This window comes from Tannerella sp. (assembly GCF_030528505.1).
Taxonomy (GTDB): Bacteria; Bacteroidota; Bacteroidia; order Bacteroidales; family Tannerellaceae; genus Tannerella.
Map to the genome: position 1 here is coordinate 1 of NZ_JAUMYS010000060.1, position 19,536 is coordinate 19,536.

The 19,536-nt window shown below is 48.8% G+C and carries 10 protein-coding genes; all 10 read left to right on the forward strand.

Annotated elements, in window-relative coordinates; translation table 11 throughout:
- Window positions 1-470 precede the first annotated feature (470 nt).
- The 10 genes from Q4A89_RS09430 (at window position 471) to Q4A89_RS09475 (ending at window position 19,412) form a co-directional block, all read left to right on the forward strand.
- Entirely contained in the window at window positions 471-1,418 is a 948-nt protein-coding gene (locus Q4A89_RS09430) for a FecR family protein (RefSeq protein ID WP_303185131.1), read from the forward strand.
- A gap of 49 nt (window positions 1,419-1,467) precedes the next feature.
- A complete protein-coding gene (locus tag Q4A89_RS09435) occupies window positions 1,468-4,935 on the forward strand; it encodes a TonB-dependent receptor (protein WP_303185132.1) in 3,468 nt (1,155 codons plus the stop codon).
- A gap of 12 nt (window positions 4,936-4,947) precedes the next feature.
- On the forward strand, window positions 4,948-6,594 hold the full coding sequence (locus Q4A89_RS09440) for a RagB/SusD family nutrient uptake outer membrane protein (RefSeq protein ID WP_303185134.1): 1,647 nt from the start codon (window positions 4,948-4,950) through the stop codon (window positions 6,592-6,594).
- 14 nt (window positions 6,595-6,608) lie between these two features.
- Window positions 6,609-8,240 carry a DUF5018 domain-containing protein gene (locus Q4A89_RS09445; RefSeq protein WP_303185136.1) on the forward strand — a complete coding sequence of 544 codons (1,632 nt, stop codon included), beginning with the start codon at window positions 6,609-6,611 and terminating at the stop codon, window positions 8,238-8,240.
- 197 nt (window positions 8,241-8,437) lie between these two features.
- Window positions 8,438-9,829, forward strand: a complete 1,392-nt coding sequence (locus Q4A89_RS09450; RefSeq protein ID WP_303185144.1) for an alpha amylase family protein — start codon at window positions 8,438-8,440, stop codon at window positions 9,827-9,829.
- 282 nt (window positions 9,830-10,111) lie between these two features.
- Window positions 10,112-13,384, forward strand: a complete 3,273-nt coding sequence (locus tag Q4A89_RS09455; protein WP_303185137.1) for a TonB-dependent receptor — start codon at window positions 10,112-10,114, stop codon at window positions 13,382-13,384.
- Between the two features lie 12 nt (window positions 13,385-13,396).
- Complete coding sequence (locus Q4A89_RS09460; RefSeq protein ID WP_303185139.1) at window positions 13,397-15,034, forward strand: RagB/SusD family nutrient uptake outer membrane protein; 1,638 nt, start codon at window positions 13,397-13,399, stop codon at window positions 15,032-15,034.
- Window positions 15,035-15,048: 14 nt separating this feature from the next.
- On the forward strand, window positions 15,049-16,437 hold the full coding sequence (locus Q4A89_RS09465) for a DUF5018 domain-containing protein (protein WP_303185140.1): 1,389 nt from the start codon (window positions 15,049-15,051) through the stop codon (window positions 16,435-16,437).
- A 157-nt stretch (window positions 16,438-16,594) separates the two neighbouring features.
- Window positions 16,595-18,055: a calcineurin-like phosphoesterase C-terminal domain-containing protein gene (locus Q4A89_RS09470; protein WP_303185141.1), complete on the forward strand. Its 1,461-nt coding sequence runs from the start codon at window positions 16,595-16,597 to the stop codon at window positions 18,053-18,055.
- A 4-nt stretch (window positions 18,056-18,059) separates the two neighbouring features.
- Window positions 18,060-19,412: an alpha amylase family protein gene (locus Q4A89_RS09475; protein WP_303185142.1), complete on the forward strand. Its 1,353-nt coding sequence runs from the start codon at window positions 18,060-18,062 to the stop codon at window positions 19,410-19,412.
- Window positions 19,413-19,536 lie beyond the last annotated feature (124 nt).

The following is a 19,536-nucleotide window of genomic DNA, read 5'->3' on the forward strand; positions in this document are numbered from 1 at the left end:
CCCCAACGCTTCGCATTGGGCTGAATTATCTCGCCCTTTCAGGGCTCTTTCAGCGGTCAGCGTTCAGTCCTTCGGATGTTTAGGTGTTTAGGTGTTTGTTGTTTAACATTCAACTCAACAAATAAACATTTCAACAACTCAACACCCGAAGAGCATACAAGGGCTGAAAGCCCGGATTATTTCAGCCCCATCCCGCAAGGGTGGGGTATCGACATCCGGACCTTGTTCGGAGGGCTGAAGGCCTGAATTAAATTCATGCTTATTTCTTCTATTGCGGAATCTGGGTTGAAATCACCCTTACACTGTCCTAATTTACGGCCTGAAAGAAGGTAAGAATATGGGCTTTGCCAATTTCTCTTTCCGAGGCGCGCGCATTTAGATTAGGTATAAAAAGCGAGAAATCGGAAGATTTTTCGGGTCTTCTTTAGGGTTTATGCCTAAACGTTTGCTTTATACACAAACGATATTGAATGAAACGCGAAACGTTACATAGTTTTTTCGACGGAACGGCAACATCCGAAGAGATACGGTCGGTCAAGGAATGGCTGGCCGAGTCGGAAGAGCACATGAAGGAACTGATATCCGAACGTGCTTTTTTCGATGCGCTGATTTTATCAGAGAAAGAAGAGGAGACGGCTATTTTGCGTACTAAAAGCCGACAACGACTTTATCGCAGAGTAGGAGTAGAGCTACTGAAAGTTGCGGCTGTGGCGGCTGTGGTTGCGGGGATAGCTTTCTCGGTTTTCTCGGCGAAGATGAACGAAGCCAGATCGGCAAGGCATACGCTTACCGTTCCGGCCGGGCAACGCGCGAATCTTCGTCTGCCGGACGGTACGAACGTCTGGCTCAATGCCCGTTCGGTTATCACCTATCCTTCGTGTTTTTCGGGCGACGTGCGCGAGGTGCAACTCAATGGCGAAGCATATTTCGAGGTGGCTCACGATGCGCGTCATCCTTTTGTCGTGCGCACCGAACGCTACGATATCAACGTGCTGGGCACGAAGTTTAATGTCGAATCGTATCATGGCTCGGAAGTATTCTCTACGGCGCTGATGGAAGGGGCTGTCGAGATTACGTCTGCGGACGATCCGGCCCATCCCATTACGCTTGTACCGAATCAGAAGGCGGTCGAGTCAAACGGACGGCTGGCGGTTACACCGATCGACGAATACGAAAGCTATCGCTGGCGCGAGGGGTTGCTTTGCTTCCATAACACTTCCTTTGAAGAACTGATGGCTCGCCTCGAAAAATGTTACGGCATTACGATTCGGATTCAAAACGAACGGATCGGGCGGAAAGTTTTCAGCGGAAAGTTCCGCATATCGGACGGAGTGGAAAATGTATTGCGTTTGTTGCAGCAGGAAGAGCGCTACGTATTTGAACGTGACGAGTCCGAAGCGATCATTTACATTCGCTGAAAAGTTTATGTTAAATATCTAATCCATCATAAATAAAACATTTAACAACATGACAAAAAAACATTTATCGAAGGAGCCCGGTAAACGGAATCCTTTATTCAGAAACCTGTTTCGATGTACGAATGTGTTTGTGCTGTCGTTTCTGCTGGCTTCCGGCAGTGTGCATGCCGGCGTATTGTCGGAGCAGGAAAACAAACTCTCGCTCGAAAAAAACAACGTTCGCCTCGAACAGATTATCCATGAAATCGAATCTCAGTCCGGCTATTTGTTCGTTTACTCGGGCGATGTAGACATCGAGCGCGAGTATTCCGTCCATGTACGTCAGCGCGGGATTCGGGAGACCTTGCAGGAATTGTTCGGCAATTCCGGCATCAAGTATCGGATCGACGGTTCTTATATCGTCCTTTCGAAAGACAAACAAGAGGCCGGCAAACAATCCGTTACTCAGACTTCGCGGCGTATCAGCGGAAAAGTGGTCGATGCCGAAGGGCAGCCGATCATCGGAGCCAATGTCGTGGAGAAAGGCACAGGCCACGGAGTGATTACCGACATCGACGGACGCTTTTCGCTCGATGTCTCGGAGAAAGCCGTTCTTCAGGTCTCGTATATCGGTTATGTGACGCAGGAGATTGCCATCAGAAACCGCAAAGACTTTTCCATTGTGCTGGAAGACGACACCAAACTCTTGGACGAAGTAGTCGTAGTCGGTTACGGCACGCAGAAAAAAGTGAGCGTTACGGGTTCTGTCGTACAGATTCAGGGAAAAGAGCTGTTAAAGAATCCCGTATCGAATATCTCCTCAATGCTTACCGGGCGTTTGCCGGGTATTACCTCTACGCAGGCTTCGGGACAGCCGGGTAGCGACGATACCAGTATTTTGGTAAGAGGACTTTCAACGACCGGAAAGAATAATGATCCGATTATTTTGGTCGACGGAGTGCAGCGTTCGTATAATCAACTTGACCCGTATGAAATTGAATCTGTTACTATCCTGAAAGATGCTTCGGCAGCAGCGGTATATGGAATGCAAGCGGCCAATGGAGTGATCTTAGTTACGACGAAGAAAGGAATTGCTCAGAAGCCTAAAATCACGTATTCGACGAGTTTTTCGTCCAACGAGAATACCGCTTTCCCGAAATTCCTTGATGGGCCTCAATATGCGTATTACTATAACAAAGCCCGCGAAATGGACGGAAGAGATCCTCTGTTTACGGAAGATGACGTGAATAAAATGAGAAACGGAGATCCGAGCGGTAAACTGGGAAATACGAATTGGCTGGATGAAATTTTCCAGACAGGACATACCCAACATCATAATATTGCCGTAAACGGAGGAAATGAAAATGTGAAGTACTACGTTATGGCCGGGTATTATAATCAGAAAGGAAATATCAAGAACTTCGATTTCGAACGCTATAACATTCGTAGCAATGTAGACGCCAATATCACGAAAAACCTGTCTTTATCGTTAGATATTGGTGCCCGGTTGGAAGAAAGAAAAGCTCCGGCTTTAGACGCAGGAAAAGGGGGAGGAATCAAAGGCAGCCCTCATAGTTATAGCATCCTCAGACAAGCGGTGAAGGCTTTACCTTTCCTGCCGAAAGAGTACGAAGGCGTTCCTACCGGTTCGAAAGTGAATCCGATACCGATGAACCCGATTGCGGCAAGAGATTTATCGGGATACAACAATACAACGAAGGCGGTTTTGCAAAGCAACCTCTCTTTAAAATGGAATATCCCCCATATAAAAGGCTTGCATGTCAAAGCGATGTTAAGCTACGACCATGATTATACGTACGGAAAGAACTTTAAGAATACGTATGAGTTGATGGGAGCAGATATCACGCAATTGCATACGGATAGATTCTACACTAAAAATAATTTTCAGGCCATCTCAAGACCTTCTTTGACCGAGTCGATGGAAAGAGCATCGCGCTTTACCGGCCAGTATTCGATCAACTATGCCAATACGTTCGGCGATCACGATGTGACGGGCTTGTTCCTTTATGAACATTCCGACAGAAGATTCAATAAATTTCACGTATCCGGGATTGATCTGGATATTCTCGGTTTGGAAGAGCTTGACTTGATGAATAAGATCAGCGATATCGAAAAAGGGTTTGGCGGAGAAAGCAAAACATCTCCTCGGGCTGGCTATGTCGGACGTATTACGTATGCCTACAAACAGAAATATCTGGCCGAACTGTCGGGACGCTATGACGGATCGTATAAATTTGCGAAGAATAAACGCTGGGACTTTTTCCCCGCGCTCTCTTTGGGGTGGAGAATCTCGAACGAAGATTTCTTTAAAAACAACTCGAGCCTCTCTTTTGTCGATGATCTGAAAATAAAGGCTTCATACGGAAAGTTGGGGAATGATGCGGAGGTGGATCCTTTCTCTTATCTGAGCTACATGAAATTTATTTCGAAAGATGCATCGGTTATCTTCGGAGAAACTCCTCAGAAAGCCTTGATGACCGATGTCGTAGCAAGTCCCGATATGCTTTGGGAAGTAGCTACCACCTATAACTTCGGACTCGAGTCCATGTTTTGGGGGGGCAAACTGGGCGTAGAATTCGACGCGTTTTATAAAGTGACTTCCGATATTTTGCGCAAACCTTCTTCCTATCCGCCTTCTGTCGGAAAGTATTACCCGATCTACGTGAATGAAGGGATTGTAGATAGCCGCGGGTTTGAATTGACGCTTTCGCATAATAACCGCATCAATGATTTTAACTACCAAATCAGAGCTAATGTGAGCTGGGCACGGAGTAAAATAATCAAATGGGACCAAAGCCCGAATATCCCTTATTGGCAGAAGAATAACGGACGTACCGTCGGACAAAAAGAAGGTTTTATCGCGCTGGGCTTGTTCCAGAGCGAAGAAGAAATCGCCAATTCGGCCGTTGTGGCAGGCAAACCTACCCGTCCGGGAGACATCAAGTATAAAGACCTCAATGGCGATGGAAAAATTACGTACGATCAAGACCGTACGTTTATCGGCAAAAGCAACTATCCCGAATTGATTGCCGGTTTGAATCTGAGTGCCGATTGGAGAGGATTCGACTTCTCGGCGCTCTTTCAGGGCGGAGCCATGTCTGATGTCGCGTTAATGGGATTCTACTACGAAGTAGGTTGGGATAACACTCAGTTTACGCGTCCTTTCTATGGAGGCGGAAACTCTCCCGTTTACCTGATGGAAGGTGCATGGCGGCCGGATAACCCGAATGCCAAATATCCACGTCTGACCCTCGAACCCGACAACAACGGATATGCCAATACGCTTTGGCTGATTGACGGCTCTTATCTGCGTCTTAAAAGCGTTCAATTAGGATACAGCATTCCTAAAAGAATGGTACAGAAGATAGGGGCAGATAATTTGCGTCTTTATGTTTCGGGATCGAACTTGTTTACATTAAGTCACATGCCGTATATCGATCCGGAGGCTCCCGATGTAAACAACGGGTATTATCCTCAACAGAAAACGTACAGTATCGGATTAAACATTACTTTCTAAAATAAGCAAATTATGAAAAATAAATTTTATCATACGATCTTATTATTCGGCTTTATTCTGTTTGTCGGCTGTCAGGACTTTTTAGATCCTACGCCTACCAATAAATATTCGAATAAGTTCACATGGGAAAGTGAAAAAAATGCAACCCTTTATTTAAATGGATTTTATACCTATATAGGCACTTACGGAAACTTTGGAAACGGACAATTCGGGGCAACCCTGCTGACCGATGGTCTTACAGATCAGCTCAAATATGCCGGAAATGTTGCGGGAGTGGGTACGCCTAATCTCTATGCTTTCTATCCCGAACGTATCACGCCCGATCAGAATTCGCTCGGTGTCTGGAACGATGCTTACGAAAGGGTGCGTCGCGTCAATGAGGCTTTAGTGGGATTAAACGAGTACGCTAAATTTCCCGATGAGAAGAAAAAAGATTTTGAAGGACAGTTGCGTTTTTTCAGGTCCTATCTTTATTTCCAATTGATGAAGCGGCATAAGAGCGTCATCTTATTAGATAAGCCGACTTCTCATAAAGACAATCCGAGAGCGTCGGAAGCTGAAGGCTGGGATTTCATCGAAAAGGATTTGAATGAAGCCATCGCTTCTCTGCCCGTTACTCGTCCGGCTGCCGAATCGGGACGCCTGACGAAAGGAATGGCTTTGGCGTTTAAATCGCGCGTGATGCTTTATGCCCAACGGTGGGAGAAGGCTAAAACAGCCGCTCAGGAATGCATCGATTTGAAAGATGATAAAGGAGGGCTTGTGTACGAACTCAATCCTGAATATCAAAAAGCTTTCGCAAGCTATGAGCAAGGAAATAAGGAAGCCATCCTGTATTTCCGCTATGTTTCCCCTTCTCCGACGCATAACTTCGACAAGAACTACGTGCCCGGAGGCGATTATGCCGGACTGGGAGCTTTGGCGGGTCCGACTCAGGAAATGGTCGAAGAATATGAATTGGCAACCGGCGGGAAGCCCGACTGGAGTAAATGGCGTTCTAAAACAACCGAAACACCGCCGTACGAACTTTTAGAGCCTCGTTTCAAAGCTTCCATACTCTACAATGGCGCTTCTTGGAAAGGCCGTAAAATTGAAGCCTTTGTGGGAGGTGCCGACGGTTTTCAGGACTACGGTTCGGCTTCGGCATCGAACGGACATACCGTTACCGGGTATTTCTTGAGAAAGAATTTGGATGAAAAGAATACGGATGTGGAAAAAAATCTCAGCACACAACCCTGGATCGAAATTCGTCTGGCCGAAGTGTATTTGAACTTAGCCGAAGCTTCGGCCGAATTGAAAGATGCGGCAACGGCCAATCAGGCGCTTACCGCCGTAAGGAAACGTGTCAATTTGCCTTGGAGCGCCAAAACAGGCGATGCCTTAATGCAGGCTGTACGTCATGAACGAAAAGTAGAATTGGCTTTTGAAGGACAATATTATTGGGATCTTCGCCGGTGGAACAGAGCCATGACGGAGCTTAACAACGTGCGTTTTCATGGGTTGAAAATAGAAAAAAACGGAAATTCGTTTAGCTATCAATATGTGGTTGTAGACGATCAGGTAAGAAAATATACCGAAAGACTTCAAAAGTCGTTTCCTATACCTTCTGCCGAACTTGCCAACAATTCGGCTATTCAGCAATTAGATGAATGGAAATAAAAACAGAAAGAAAGATGAAAAATATTTATTTTAGCATATTGTGCAGCATAGCCTTATCATTAACAGGCTGCCAAACTCCCGAGGAGTTGGTGATGGATGAATCTTCGGCCGGAGCACACGGATTTAATGTTAAATTCTCCGATGGGTCGGGAGACTTTTATCCCGAGAAAGCTGCTCCTTATAAAGACGGAGATGTGTTGACCTTTGTTGTTCCCTGGTTCTATCCCGAAGACAGTAACAACGAGACGGATCTGACGAAGATGAAGTTGTATGCTTCTTTACCGAATAATGTTACGGTAGAACCGGGATTAGGTGGTATCTTTGATTTGACGAAGGAACATCAGATTACCGTTACTTCGCCGAACGGGTCGAAATCGAAACTGACGGTCAAAGGAGAACGTCGGAAGAGCTCCAAGAAAATGATTACCGAGTTTTCGCTTCCCAAAGGAATACAGGGAATTATTTTCGAAGATAAGAAAATGATCGGACTTATTTCCGGAGGATTGGATCTTTCGAATATGGTGCCGACCATCAAGACATCGGCTCATGCTTCGGTTTCTCCCGATCCCTCGTTACCGCAGGATTTCAGTAAGCCGGTGGAATATACGGTAACGGCCCACGATGGATCAATACAGAAATATACGGTTCAGGTCATTATTCCCGATAAAATACCGTACGGATTGCGTAAAGAAAGCGCCAAGCAACTGTTCAGTGTTCGTCTGTCCGATATCGGAATTAATCAAGGCAATCACTGGAGTACCGGTATCGCCGTATCTTCCAAATATGTGTTTATCAATACGCGAAACACTGATTTGACATATATCGATCGTTTTACGGGTAAAAAGGTGGGTGCTATTTCGTTGCCATTCAAATCCAGCTTGGGCAACTTCTTTATCACAAATGATGATAACGATAATTTGCTTATTTCGAATTACAACAACAAAGCCGGAGGGACATTGACGATCTACAGAATAAAAGATACCGCCAACCCGGAGAAGTATATCGAATTCAAGAACGCACCCGTATCGGGACGTAGGATGTCTGTTTCCGGAAGTCTGGACGGAGATGCGATTATTTTCGCTCCTTCCGATAAGTCGAGCAAGATCCTTTATTGGACGGTAACCGGAGGCGTATTGCAGTCGCAGGAGCCGCAGATATACACGGCCGATGAGACGAAGATTAAATGGAATTTTGTCGCAGATGCGGCCACTACGGAGAAAGATTTGAACAAAGGCTTATTTATTGCCGGTTACGGTCCTGTGAATGCCGTCGGGTTCTTCAATGCGGACGGAACGTTGAATGCCGGAGCGAACTTAACCGGTCTGGGTCTGGATAAGCATGTGAACCATGCGCTCGATTTAGCCGTATTTAACGGAGCTACGTATCTTGCTTTAGGTAGTCAATTCTATGCAGCGAACGCAACCGGTTTCATTTTCGATGTTACCGTTCCTTCGAGCATCGGAGGAGATAATGCGCTCGTATATAAATCGCCCTCGTTACCGACCGACAACAACGCAAACTCAACGGCAGATATTCATTTGAAAGTCTCTGCCGACGGATTGAAAATGGTGTTGTATCTCTTCGGTACGAATGGAGGAGTAGACGCTTATGAGTTCGATTGTATCGATGTAAGTAAACTGTTGTAATTATAAATTGTTTTTACAAGAGGATGTGTCAAAACGCAATGTTTAGGCACACCCTCTTTAGATGTGTAAGAATGGGTAAAATGCGAGGCGCAAAGGATGAGGGCGAGGGGGCATACTAAGGTATGTGACCGAGCTCGCATTCCGCAAGCAACGATGCTGTTCGCCCGTTATAACACATCGTTTTTTTATGTTTTATGATGAAATATCCATACATTAATTTATTACTGCTTATTTTGGCGCTTCTTTGCTCCTGTGGAGAAGAAAAGAAAGAATTGCCCTGGGAATGGCCGAAAGAACCGGATACGCCTGATGTTACGACGCCGGCCTCGAAGAAACCTCGATTTATCTGGATCGATGCCGCTGCCAATTTTCCCGATTTTGCCGACAGCAAGGAAAATATCGCTCGTGATTTGGCGCTCGCCAAAGAGGCCGGTTTTACCGATGTTGTCGTGGATGTGCGTCCGACCAACGGAGACCTTCTCTTTCGCTCTTCCGTACCCGGATCCAAACCGGTTAGCTGGTTAGGCGCTTGGGTAAAAGGTACGTATACGAAAATCGAACGCAAGGCGACGTGGGACTATCTTCAGGCTTTTATCGATGAAGGACACCGCTTGGGCTTGAAGGTGCATGCCGGATTCAACACCATGACCGGCGGCAACAGCAACTCGCTGGGAGCGGAAGGCATCCTCTTTCGCGATGCGTCGAAAAAGAACTGGGCAACTTCCGAAAATCTCGCGTCCGGTATTACGAATACGTTGAGTAACGGTCAGCGAAACACCAAATTCTTTAATCCGGCAAATCCGGAAGTACAAGATTACTTGTGCGCGTTGCTGAAAGACCTCGCTCAATACGATTTGGACGGGATTTTCCTCGACAGAGGACGTTTCGACGGTATCCAGTCCGACTTTTCCGATTTGACGCGCAAACAATTCGAAGCGTATATCGGAAAGCAAGTAAACAATTTCCCCGACGATATCTTGCCTAAAGGCGCAATGATGGCCGATATAAACAAGATGACGTCTTATCCGCCTTATTTTAAGAAATGGCTCGAATTCCGCGCTAAAGTGATGCACGATTTTATGGCGAAAGCCCGTAAATCGGTTAAAGACACGAATCCGAAGGTGAAATTCGGCGTGTATGTCGGCGGTTGGTACTCCATTTATTACGAAGTGGGCGTCAACTGGGCAAGCAAGAAATATTCCGCTTCCGATTACCGCTGGGCTTCGGCCGAATACCGTAAGTACGGGTATGCCGACCTGATGGATCAGATGCTGATCGGAGCTTACGCCTCGCCGCTTAAGGTGTACGGAAGTACGGAGTGGACGATGGAAGGATTTTGCCGTTTGGCAAAAGAGAAAATCCGAAAGGATTGTCCGCTGGTGGCCGGTGGCCCTGATGTGGGTAACTGGGACCCGAAAAATATAGCTACGCCCGCGCAGGAAAACGAGGCCATTGTGAAATCCGTAAAAGCCTGTATGGACGCTTGCGACGGATACTTCCTTTTCGATATGATTCACTTGAAACTGGCCAACCAGTGGAGCTACGCCCAAGAAGGTATCCGGCTCGCTATTGGTAGCACCGGTAAGTAGTAGAGCACATTTTTCATTTTAATCGGATGGCGTCTCTCTTTGGGTTGGGAGATGCCTTCCATTATGCTTGAAGAATGTCTTCCGGCGTGAGGCAACGTGTTTTATTTTTGTTTTATTTAGGGTTTTTCCTTATTTGTTTGCTTTATATACAAACGGTAGTCGATGGAACGGGGAACGTTACATAAACTTTTTGAGGGTCGGAAAGAGGCAGACGCGGTCGTTTGTATTTGCCAACGGTTGATTTTAACTATCTAATCCATTATAAATAAAACATTAAAAGACATGAGGAAAAAACATTTATCGGAGGAACCGGGAGAACGGAATCCTTTATTCAACAACCTGTTTCGATGTACGAAGGTGTTCGTGCTGGCGTTTCTGCTGATTCCCGGCGGTGTACAGGCGGGAGTGTGGCCGGAGCAGGAGAGCGAACCTTCGTTCGAAGAAAACAATGTAGCTCTTGCTAAGCCTGTCGTTTCCCAAACGGCGCGGCGTATTAGCGGGAGAGTGGTCGATGCCGAAGGGCAGCCGGTGATTGGTGCCAATGTCGTGGAGAAAGGTACGAGTCATGGCGTGATTACCGATGCCGACGGCCGTTTTTCGCTCGAGGTCTCGGAGAAAGCCGTGCTTCAGATCTCGTATATCGGTTATGTGACGCAGGAGATTGCTGTAAGGAACCGGAGAGATTTTTCCATTGTGCTCGAAGATGATACCAAACTCTTGGACGAAGTGGTGGTTGTCGGTTACGGCACGCAGAAGAAAATGCATGTCACCGGTTCGGTCGCGCAAGTCGATGCGAAAGATATTGTGCGTGCTCCTTCGGGCGATTTGACGAGTACGCTTGTCGGGAAATTACCGGGTCTGGTGGCCACGCAGAAATCGGGACAGCCCGGCTCGGACGGATCGAACCTGTTGATTCGCGGAGTTTCCACGTTGGCCAATAATAAATCGAATACGGCGCCGATTGTGATTGTCGACGATGTGCAGCGTACGTTCAACAACCTTGATCCGAACGAAATCGAGAGTATCACGATTTTGAAAGACGCTTCCTCGGCTGCCGTGTACGGGATGCAGGGCGCATCGGGCGTTATCCTCGTCAAGACGAAACGCGGAGGCAAGCAGAAACCACGCGTGACGTATACCGGCAAAGTATCGTATAACCAAAACACGAATTATCCGAAATTCCTGAATGGTCCCGACTTTATCAAATGGTATAACAAGGCGTTGGAACTGGACGGAAAGAAGGCGCTTTTCTCTGAAGAGGTGTATCATAAAGTGCTAAACGGCGACCCGGAAGGCAAGTATGCCGATACAGACTGGTTTAACGAATTGATGAAAGACGGCGCTTTCTCGACGCATCATAACATTTCGGTGAACGGGGGGAGTGAAACGGCTAAATATTTCATCTCGCTCGGTTATTTTGATCAGGGCGGTATTCTCGACAAGTTCGGGTTTAAACGATATAACTTACGGTCGAATATCGATGTGAATCTGAGCCGGGGCTTTAAACTCGGCGTCGATTTGGGAGCCCGTCAGGAACGTCGCAAAGCCGGCTATTATGCCGTGACGAATCAGGCCTGGAACAATCCCATCAATATGGCGCAACGCATGCTCCCGATCATTCCCACCGAATACGGCGGACTGCCGACAGCCGCTAACATCGGCCCCATGAAATACAATCCGATGGCATACAATAACCTCACGGGGTATAATAATTCCGTGATGAATGTGTTGCTTTCATCGTTGACTTTTTCGTGGGACGTGCCTTTTGTGAAAGGATTAAATCTGAAGTTGAAAGCATCGTACGATAAGGACTATACGACCTCCAAATCGTGGCGTGAACAGTTTAAGATGAACAGCTACGACGTGTTTACGCAACAGTATTCCATTGTAGAGTCGAACCACGGTGACCCGAAAGAACCGGTGCTGAGAAAGTCGACGGCCGAAGCTCAGCGACTGACTCTCCAGCCCTCGATCAGTTATGCCCAAACGTTTGGGAAGCATGATGTGTCGGCGCTGTTCCTCTATGAACAGTCATCGTACGAGAGCGAAAGCATGGCTACGGTCGTGCAGGGATTCGACCTGACGACGTTGCACGAGATCGATCTGGCGAAAAAAATCCTGAACGACAAGAAGCAGGGGGCTGTCGAAGGAAGCAGCTACCTGTTCAATCGCGCCGGTTATGTAGGGCGTATCAATTACGGATACGCCGGCAAATATATGGCCGAGATCGTGATGCGATACGACGGATCGGTACGTTTCGCGGCCGAAAATCGCTGGGGATTCTTTCCGGCGGCATCGTTGGGATGGAGAATCTCGGAAGAAGCGTTCTTTGCCAAGAGCAAGGATTGGCTCGAAAACCTGAAACTGCGTGCATCGGCCGGGTTGCTCGGAAACGACCGCATTTCCGATTTCCAGTACCTGAACCTCATGAAACCGAATCCGCCTACGGTATACCTCGGCGATAAGGAATACATCTCCATTTATACGGCCGGAAACGTCAACCGCGATATTACGTGGGAGAAGACCGCCACGTATAATGCCGGTTTCGACCTGACCTTGAAACGCGGCATCTTCGGGATGGAATTCGATTATTTCTACAAGCTGACGAACGATATTCTGATCGGCAGTTCGGGAATCTACCCGCCGTCGTTGGGTGGTAATCATCCCAGCACCATCAACGGAGGAAGGGTGAGCAATCACGGATTTGAGCTTACGCTGACTCATCGGAACGACATCAACGGCTTTCAGTACGACGTACGCGGAAACGTCGGTTGGTCGCGCAATAAGATCTTACGGATGAACGAAAGCCCCAATGTGCCCGACTACCAGCGCAGAACCGGACGTAAGACGGGAGAAAAGATGGGCTTTATCACCGAAGGACTGTACCAGACAGAGGAGGCCATCATGAATTCGCCGACGCTGGCTCACCTGAGTAAAGACCAGATCCGTCCGGGCGATATTCGTTATCGCGACCTTAACAAGGACGGAAAAATAGACAAAGCACAGGATTACACGTTTATCGGAAACAGTAACCTGCCCGAACTGATCTACGGACTGAACCTCAGTGCTACATGGAAAAACTTCGATGTCTCGCTCTTCTTTCAGGGCGCCGCTATCACCGATGTTTTCCTGAGCGGGGTTTACGGAAACGGACACGTCGATGCGACCATTTACACGCGTCCGTTCCATGGAAATGGAAACTCCCCATACTTCCTGATCGAAAACAGCTGGACACCTGACAATCCCCATGCCGAGTTTACCCGTCTTTCGACGATTGCAGCGGAAGTAGGAAACTGCAACGGTTGGGCGTCTGACTGGTGGGTACGCGACGGAAGCTATCTGCGCTTGAAAAACCTGCAAATCGGTTATACGTTAAAAAATAGCTACCTGCGCAGTATGGGCATCGATCAGATGCGTTTCATGCTGACCGGTGGAAATATCCTGACATGGTCGAAGCTGACCCAATACAACATTGACCCGGAAACACCCGAAATCACGAACGGATACTATCCGCAACAGCGAACGTTCGAATTCGGTCTCAGTGTAACTCTTTAATTTATGAACATCATGAAAAAAATACAATCTATTTTGATATCAGCGATCGCGGCCATGTTTCTGTTTACGGGTTGCGCCGACTTTCTGGAGCCTGAACCGAGAAACCAGTACACGGAAATGGATGCGTGGAAGTCGCCTGAAAATACGTATTTATACATCAACGGGTTTTACAAACCGATTTACGAATATGGACCTTATGGTCAGAAATATGCAAGTGTAAGCCTGCACGACGGCTTTTCCGATATCCTCCGCTACAGTGCCAATGTCATGGGAGGGTACGGAGGCGATGTGAACAAAGTCGTATATACGGGAAATATCAGTCCTTCGGAAAATATTTTAAGTGATTACAATTATGAATATGCCCGTATCCGGCGTATCAACGAGTTTCTGTACGGACTGAAGACGTATGCCCATTACGATGCCGATATCAAGCTGCTGATGGAGGCGCAGGCACGCTTTTTCAGGGCCTACCTGCATTTTATGCTGATGCGTAACCATGGCAGCATCGTCATCCGTGATCATATTGACGGGCCTAAGGAAGCCTTTAAAGCCCGAAGTCCGGAGGCCGAATGCTGGGATTTTATCGAAAAAGACCTCGATTTTGCCGCCGAACATCTGCCGGCCGAATGGGACAAGGATAATTTCGGACGTTTGACCAAAGGAGCTGTCTACGGATTCAAGTCGCGGGTCATGCTTTATGCCCGGCGCTGGGACAAGGCGGCGCAGGCTGCCCAAAAAGTTGTTGACGAAGAAGGCAAACGCTATCAGCTCGTTCCTGACTACACCGATGTTTTCAGACAGAACGACACGAAAGAAGTTGTGCTCGGATTTCGCTTTCATGGCGAAGTCGTGCATTCGGTACTGTTCGATCAATTATACAGTCCCAAGGGCGACTTCCCTCCGGAAAATACCGACATCAAATGTATTGCCGTGCCGACGCAGGAAATGGTCGACTCGTATCGTATGGCCGACGGATCGAATTTCGACTGGAACAATCCGGCGCATGCGGCCGATCCGTATGCCAACCGTGAGCCTCGGTTCTACGCTTCGATTCTTTACAACGGGGCGTCGTGGAAGGGACGTACGATCGAGACGTTTGTAGGAGGCGCCGACGGATATAAACCGTTCGGTATTGAACCGCATCCCAATGCGACAACGACCGGTTATTACATTCGCAAACTGCTGAATGAAAAGGTAACGAATATGGCCCAGAAGGGGACGCAACAGTGGGCGGAAGTACGTTACGCCGAGGTATTGCTCAATCAGGCCGAGGCGTTGAACGAAGCCGGTAAGGCCGCCGAGGCGCTGGTTCCGTTGAATAAGGTGCGTCATCGCGCCAAACTGCCCGATGTGAAAGAAACCGATCAGGCGAACCTGCGTCAAATTATTCGCGAAGAGCGCAAGATCGAACTGGCTTTTGAAGGACAACGCTACTGGGATTTGAGACGCTGGCGCATTGCTCACGAAGTGTTGGGCGGAAAACGCATGCACGGCATGAAGATTACGAAGCATGAAGACGGCACGTTTACATACGAACGGGTCGACTGCGACGGAAAGAACCGTTATTTTGAAGAGCGATACTATCAGTTCCCGATACCGTTGGCCGAGATTCAGAATAACCCCGACTGTAAACAAATCGATAAATGGTAATAAAAGACACGATCATGAAAATAAAACATATAGTATTAGGAATGTCGGCTATGCTGGGGCTGATGGCTTGTGAATCGGCCGACGAGCTGGTACCGACTACGGGAAACGAAGTGACGGGCATACGCATCATGCTGCCCGACGGTACGAATACCGACTTCGCCGTTCATCCGGACGAAAATAACCGGATTATGCTCGAAGTGGACGGAAGTATCCGGACAGACCTGAAAAAGATACGGATGTCGGTCAGTGTGCCGAACAATGCCGTTGTCGAATCGGCTGTTCCGCTGGGCGAATACATGGATTTCTCCAAACCGGTCGATTTTCAGGTTGTCGCGCCTAATGGTGACAAGAAGGCCTATTCCGTTACGCTGAAAGTCGTTCCTACGGCCATCGCCATTCAGGAAGTATGGCGCAAGACCGGTACCGAGATGAATTTCACGGCACACAACAACGGCGCGATCGGTATCAGCGGCGATTACGTGGTCGTGCATAACCGCGCCGGGTTCGCTTACTATCACATCGCCGACGGAACGAAAGCCGGCGATATGTCGTGGGAAGGCATCGACTGGAAAGACTTGGGCTTCAAGATGCCGCTGCACATGACTACCGACGATGCCGGAAATATCGCTTCGTGCAATGCGGCCGTAGCGGTCGGACAAGAGGTGCACATGTATTGGTGGGAGAGTGTGACTGCGCAACCGAAACGGTTGTTCAACTATGTGCTGGAGAACATGCCTAAAGCGCAGATCGGACGGAAAATCTACGTTAAGGGCGACCTGAAGAAGCACGCGTTTGTATATCTGGCCGTATCGAACCACAATGCGATACTGCGTTGGGAAGTCAAAAACGGAGCCGTCGTATCCGAAACGCCGGAGAAGATCGAGTTCCATGTCGATTACAAGATGGGGGTACAGGCCAAAGTCGTTCCGATTGAATTCGGCGAGCACAGCCATTACTTCATCAACCGTTTTAACAACGGTAAACCGGAAGTTGCCATTACGTATATGGATGGTAAAACCAATAAGCCGATTTATCAATCCGAGTCGCACATCGAGAATGTATTTCATCAGTGGCTCGGGGGAGGGCACGCGTTCGACTATGCCGATATGAACGGAGCGCGTTATATCTTCCTGATCGAGCAGAATGCTTTCAACTGGATGCGCGAAGTGTTCGCGGTACGGGCCATGATGAAAAATCCGTCGGGTATCAAAGACATCACCAGCCTCATTCATACGCGCAAGTGGAATGGGTGGCTGGAGTTTCCGATGGACAAAGCGCTTGGTAATAACGGAAACGTGACGGGGGAGGTGAAAGTACGTGTAGCCCCTGACGGTCAGTCGGCCCATGTCGCATTCCTCTGCACGAACGGCGGAGTGATGCTCTGGAAGGTAACGCTGCAATAAAAATGTACGCTAACGCTGACGGATAGCGGCTTGAGAAAAGAGAGAGGCTGTGTCGGAAAGATACTTTTGGCACAGCCTCCTGTTATGATCGGCCGGGAGAATACGAGAAGATATAATATATATAATGTATAGGGTAAATCAAGAAAAAAAGAAACGTATGAAACGATTTTTTGTGTATGTATTAGGGTGCGTCGTGTTTGGCGGAGGATGGAACGCTCCGGAAGCCTCGGCGCAGACGGCCGTCGAAGGCCGTGTGACGTGTGAAGGAAAAGGAATGTCGGGCGTTGTCGTTACCGACGGACAAACGTGTGTGACGACCGATCGCGAAGGGCGTTACGTCTTGCCCGCGACCGATCCGACGGCCGAGTTCGTCTATGTATCGACACCGGCGGGGTATCTGCCTCCCGACAGCGCCGGCATTCCGCGCTTCTATCAGGCCATCGACCGCGCGAAACCGCAACGGCATGACTTTTCCCTTCGTCGGAATCCGAAGGATGATCAGCGTCATTTGCTTGTCGTGCATGCCGACCCGCAGTTTTTCAGCGAAGAGAATTTTGAAGCATACGTCGATATTGTCGCCGATTGCCGGCAAACCGTCGACGCGTACACGCAGGGCGATGTATTCGGCATCGATTGCGGCGATCTCGTGGGCGACAAGCCGCAGCTTTATAACCGTTATATCGACGAACTGAGCCGGACGGGCGTACCGTTCTACCGCGTGCTCGGTAATCACGACATGCATTACGGAGGCCGCACCGACGAACTTTCGACGGCTACGTACACCCGTCATTTCGGGCCGGCCTACTATTCGTTCAACCGTGGCAAAGTACATTACATCGTACTCGACAATGTGTTTTACATCGGCCGCGATTATTTTTACATGGGCTATATCACCGAAAAAATGTTTCGCTGGTTGGAGCAGGACTTGTCGCATGTACCTGCGGGAAGTACCGTCTTCGTGGCGATGCATATTCCGGCGCGATTGGCCGAGAAGTCCGAACCTTTCACGTATTCGAACGAGCAGATGGGAGGGCAAACGATCAACGCGCAGGGACTGTTCGAACTCTTGAAACCCTATCAGGCGCATATCCTGACCGGACACATGCACTACAATAAGAATATCGTACACTCGCCGCAACTCTACGAACATAACACGGCGGCCATCTGCGGCACGTGGTGGCAGGGAGCGTATTGCCTCGACGGTACGCCGCTCGGCTACGGGGTGTACGAGATCGACGGCGACCGGGTGACGTGGTATTTCAAAAGCGCCGGCTATCCGCGCGACCATCAGATGCGTGGCTATCCCGCCGGAGCGAATACGGAATTTCCCGACGACGTGACGGTGAACATCTGGAACTGGGATGCCGGTTGGAAGGTCGAATGGTACGAGGACGGACGCCTTCAGGGCGAGATGACCCGTTTCGACGGCATCGATCCCGAAGTCGTGACCATGTGTGCCGACAAAGACCGGCTGAGGTTTAAATGGATTGCACCGATTAAAACGGCGCACATGTTTCGCGCCACGCCCTCCTCGCGGCAATCGACCGTCGAAATCGTAGCCACCGACCGATTCGGAAACCAATATAAAACAAGAATAGAACCAACAAAAAACAAGTAAACAAATGAAGAAAAAAGCAACAATGATTTGCGCGATTTTATGCGCGCTGTTCGCCGTGGGATGTCAAACGAAGCAGGCGAATACGGAAACGGAAGAGAAAACGGAGACTCCTAAATTGATGTGGTTCGATGCCACGGCCAATTTCGAGCGCTTCAACCACAAAGACTCGATCGATTTTTATCTGGCAAAGATTAAATCGCTCGGGTTCACCGACGCCGTAGTCGATGTACGTCCCATCTCGGGGCATGTGCTGTATCGCAGCGATTACGCGCCGTTCCTCGAAGAATGGGAAGGCGTGAAACGGGACGAATCGTTCGATTTCCTCGGTTATTTCATCGAGCGGGCTCATGCCAACGGATTGAAAATTCACGCGGCGTTGAATACGTTCGTGGCCGGGCATAACTACAAAAATTCCGGCGTCGTATTCGGCGAGCATCCCGAGTGGGCAACGATCGCTTATACTCCCGATCAGGGATTAGTACCCATCATGTCGGTACCGAAAAAATATTCGGCGATGGTGAACCCGATCATTCCCGAATATCAGGAGTATATACTGAATATTTTCCGTGAAGTGGTGCAGAAGTACCCGTCGCTCGACGGTATCATCCTCGACCGCGTGCGTTACGACGGTTTTATGGCCGATTTCTCCGAACTGTCGCGCGCAAAGTTCGAGGAATATCTGGGCGCGAAAGTCGAACGATTCCCCGAAGACGTCTATGAATGGAAGAAGGACGATAAGGGAACGTACTACCCCGAAAAAGGCAAGCATTACCTGCAATGGCTCGAATGGCGGGCGATGAACATCCGCGATTTTATGGAGAAGGCGCGTAACGAGGTCAAAGCCGTGAATCCGGCGTTGAGTTTCGGCACTTATACCGGTGCGTGGTATCCGTCGTATTACGAAGTAGGCGTGAATTTCGCGAGCAAGGAGTACGATCCGTCGAAAGAATTCGACTGGGCTTCGCCGGCGTATCAAAAGACAGGGTATGCCGAACTGATCGACCTGTACATGGTGGGCAACTACTACACGAGCATCACCAAGGAAGCCTATCTGGCCGAAGACAAAGCGGTGCAGAACGAAACCGACATGCAGGCGCAGCGAAACATCTGGTACTGCGTGGAAGGCTCGTGCGAGAACTTGCGCCGCGTGCTTGGCGAAAACAAATTTCTGGGCGGTATTCTGGTCGATCAGTTTTATGAAAACCCCGAAGGACTGACCGAATCGATCAAGATGAACCTCGCCAAGTCCGACGGACTGATGGTGTTCGACATCGTCCACATTATTCACAAAGACATGTGGGACGCCGTAGAGAAAGGCATGCGCGAAGGCGGCGCCCTGCCTGCCGAAGCGAAATAAACCGCGGGTAAGGCGTACATCCTGTCGCCGGAAACTGAGTATCCGGCATTCAAACAGCTGTTTTTGTCCTGGAAACTGAGTATCCGGAGATATAGTAAAGGTAGAAGACGAAGAAAAATATTTC